Annotated in this window: 4 protein-coding genes; 1 reads left to right on the top strand and 3 read right to left on the bottom strand. The window is 63.1% G+C overall.

What is annotated here, in order from left to right; translation table 11 throughout:
* Window positions 1-217: 217 nt before the first annotated feature.
* The 3 genes from hemP to ACSHSS_RS29975 form a co-directional block, all read right to left on the bottom strand.
* Complete coding sequence (gene hemP / locus ACSHSS_RS29985; RefSeq protein ID WP_006402044.1) at window positions 218-463, bottom strand: hemin uptake protein HemP; 246 nt, start codon at window positions 461-463, stop codon at window positions 218-220.
* Window positions 464-601: 138 nt separating this feature from the next.
* A complete protein-coding gene (locus ACSHSS_RS29980; protein WP_006402043.1) occupies window positions 602-1084 on the bottom strand; it encodes an SRPBCC family protein in 483 nt (160 codons plus the stop codon).
* Between the two features lie 106 nt (window positions 1085-1190).
* Window positions 1191-2063 (bottom strand): pirin family protein, encoded by an 873-nt coding sequence (locus ACSHSS_RS29975; RefSeq protein ID WP_006402042.1) that lies wholly within the window; start codon window positions 2061-2063, stop codon window positions 1191-1193.
* 121 nt (window positions 2064-2184) lie between these two features.
* On the opposite strand from ACSHSS_RS29975, the gene ACSHSS_RS29970 reads away from it, so the two are divergent.
* The coding region (locus ACSHSS_RS29970; protein ID WP_445545956.1) for a LysR family transcriptional regulator at window positions 2185-2709 on the top strand (525 nt) is incomplete at its 3' end.

Below are 2709 nucleotides of genomic sequence, written 5' to 3'. Positions count from 1 at the left end.
AACACCCCAAAGGTTGGATCGGTATCCAACTTTTGGGGTGCAGTTCAAAGGACGTGTCGCTTTTTTGTTGCCGAGTGAGAACCAAAAAAGTGGCTTGGCTTGCTGCAACGGCTGCTTGAGTGTGTTTGCACGAAGGGGTCTAGATCTCGCGTGCAAGCCGTTGCGCTGGCTAATGCCCAACACCTCTCAGGGAGGTGGTCCCCACAATACTCTGTCGTTACTTCGTCAGGATCAGCTTGCCGAGCCGCGTTGCGCGCAACTGATACGTTTCGCCGTTGTGCGCAATGCTGATGTGGCTGTGACCTTGCAGCAGCGCGTCGCTGCTGACGACCCGTGTGCCGCTGTCGCGGTTGCCGGCAGGCTTCGCCGGAGCGGTAACCGCCGCCGTCTTCTGACGGCTGCCGCCTGCAGTGCCGGCGGTGCGGCGCAAGGTCAGCGTAGTCGGGCGCATGGTGTCGGTCATTCGGTTTGATCGGTGACTGTCGATACGATGGAATGAATTCTAAATGATAACTATTCCCATTTACAAAAACTCTTTATTGATCGGGGAAGCGGGGTCGATAGCTTGAGGCAAACGGCGGCGAGCACGCCGCCGCCCGTGTCAGTGCAGCGGATCCGGGTCCTTGCGGCCCTGCGCGTACTCGCGAATCAGGCGCACCGTATCGATGTCCGAAGTGCGATACGCTTCCTTCACGATGCCGTGCGTCTGCCGCGCTTCCTCGCTGTCGTCGGTGACGGTCAGCGTCGTCCGGTATTCGAAACGCAGGAACAGCTCATGATCGTCGCGTTCCTCGATCGTCATCGTCAGCGAGCCGCCGATTTCGCCGTCGGCCGCGTGAATGTCATAGCGGACCTGCTGATTCGGCGTGAAGGTCACGCGGTCGCGCACGATTGCGTGGCCGTAATGCAGTTCGCGCTCCAGCGTGGTCGCGGTGCGCTCGCGAACGACGCAGCTGTCGAGGCCGATCACGAACAGCTGCGGCTGCTCCGCGCGCAGCACGAGGCCCTCCCACAGCTGGTCGCGCGTGAGGGTCGGGATGGCCGGATCGTCGGTGTTGATCTGGATCAGATGTTCGAAGTTCAAGGGGACGGTTTCCTTCTTGTGGCGGGACGCCGTGTGGTTCAAGTCAGGAAGTCATTGTGACGCAAAACGCGCGGCTTCGCGGCACCCGCGTCCCGTCCCGTACGCATTACGCTTCGATGCGTCCCATGCGACCGGTCTGATAATCGACGACGGCCTGCCTAATCTCTTCTTCGGTATTCATCACGAACGGGCCGTAGCGCACGATCGGCTCGTTCAGCGGTGTGCCGCCGATCAGCAGCAGGTCGAGCGACGTGTCGCCGGCGGCGAACGTGACCGTATCGCCGTCGTCGCCGAACACGATCATGTGACGTGCGTCGACAGCTTGCCCATCAGGCCCGTAGCGGCCCGTTCCTTCGAGCGGATAGGCGAACACGCGATAGCCGGCGGGCACCGCTTGCGTGACCGTCGCGCCGGGTTGCAGCGTGAAGTGCTGGTAGAGGATCGGCGTGCGCGTCTCGATCGCCGCACGCACGCCGAACGCTTCGCCGGCAATCACGCGCACGCGTGCGCGTCCGTCCGGCGACGTCGCGGTCGGAATGCGGTCGGCCGACATTTCCTGGTAGCGCGGCGCGATCAGCTTGTCGCGGCGCGGCAGGTTGACCCACAGCTGAAAGCCGTGAGAGCGGCCGCCGCTTCGCGCGAACTCGGGGTCCGGCATCTCGCTGTGCACGACGCCCGAGCCGGCCGTCATCCATTGCACGTCGCCGGGCCCGAGCGTGCCCGCATGGCCGGCCGAGTCGCGATGACGGAACCGCCCCTCGAGCACGTACGTGACGGTTTCGAAGCCGCGGTGCGGATGGTCGGGCGCGCCTTTCGCCTCGCCGGGCGCATAGTCGACGGGGCCCATCTCGTCGAGCAAGAGGAACGGATCGAAGTCCATCAGCTGACGCGTGGGGAACGGGCGGTGAACCACGAAGCCGCCGCCTTCGGTCGTCCGAACGGCGGGGTAGATGCGGTCAAGCGAACGAGCGGTCGTCATGGGGAAGCCCTCGAATCAACGGAATAGCGTTATTTTTGAAACACTACGCTATTATATTGACCGATTTGCTTGGGAATTTGCGGTGACCCGCAATGGATTGTTCTGAAATTGGAACGATGACATGAACATCGATGCACATAACCTGAACGACCTGATGTACTTTTCGCAGGTCGTCGAGCACGGCGGTTTTTCCGCGGCGGAGCGCGTCCTCGGCATCTCGAAATCGCGCCTGTCGCGGCGCCTGACGGAACTCGAGGGCGCCCTCGGCGTGCGGCTGCTGCAGCGTTCGACGCGCAAGCTGGCGCTCACCGAGGCGGGCGAGCTGTTCTACCAGCACTGCCAGGCGATGCTGGCCGAGGCGCAGGCGGCCATGAACGCGGTGCAGCAGCTGCGTGCGTCGCCGCGCGGGTCCGTGCGCGTCAGCGTGCCGGTCACGCTGTCGCAGACGATGCTGTCGCGGATCCTGCCGGAATTCCTGCATCGCTATCCCGAAGTGAAGGTGCACATCCGTGTGACGAATCGCGTGATCGACCTGTTCGAGGATTCGATCGACGTCGCGCTGCGCGTTCGCTCGGAGCCGCCGCAGAACGCGAACATTGCGTATTCCGGCGAACGTGATCACGCATTTCGGCGGATCGTGATCATG

The organism is Burkholderia sp. BC1, assembly GCF_052683555.1.
This window is presented reverse-complemented; position numbering and strand designations above follow the sequence as displayed.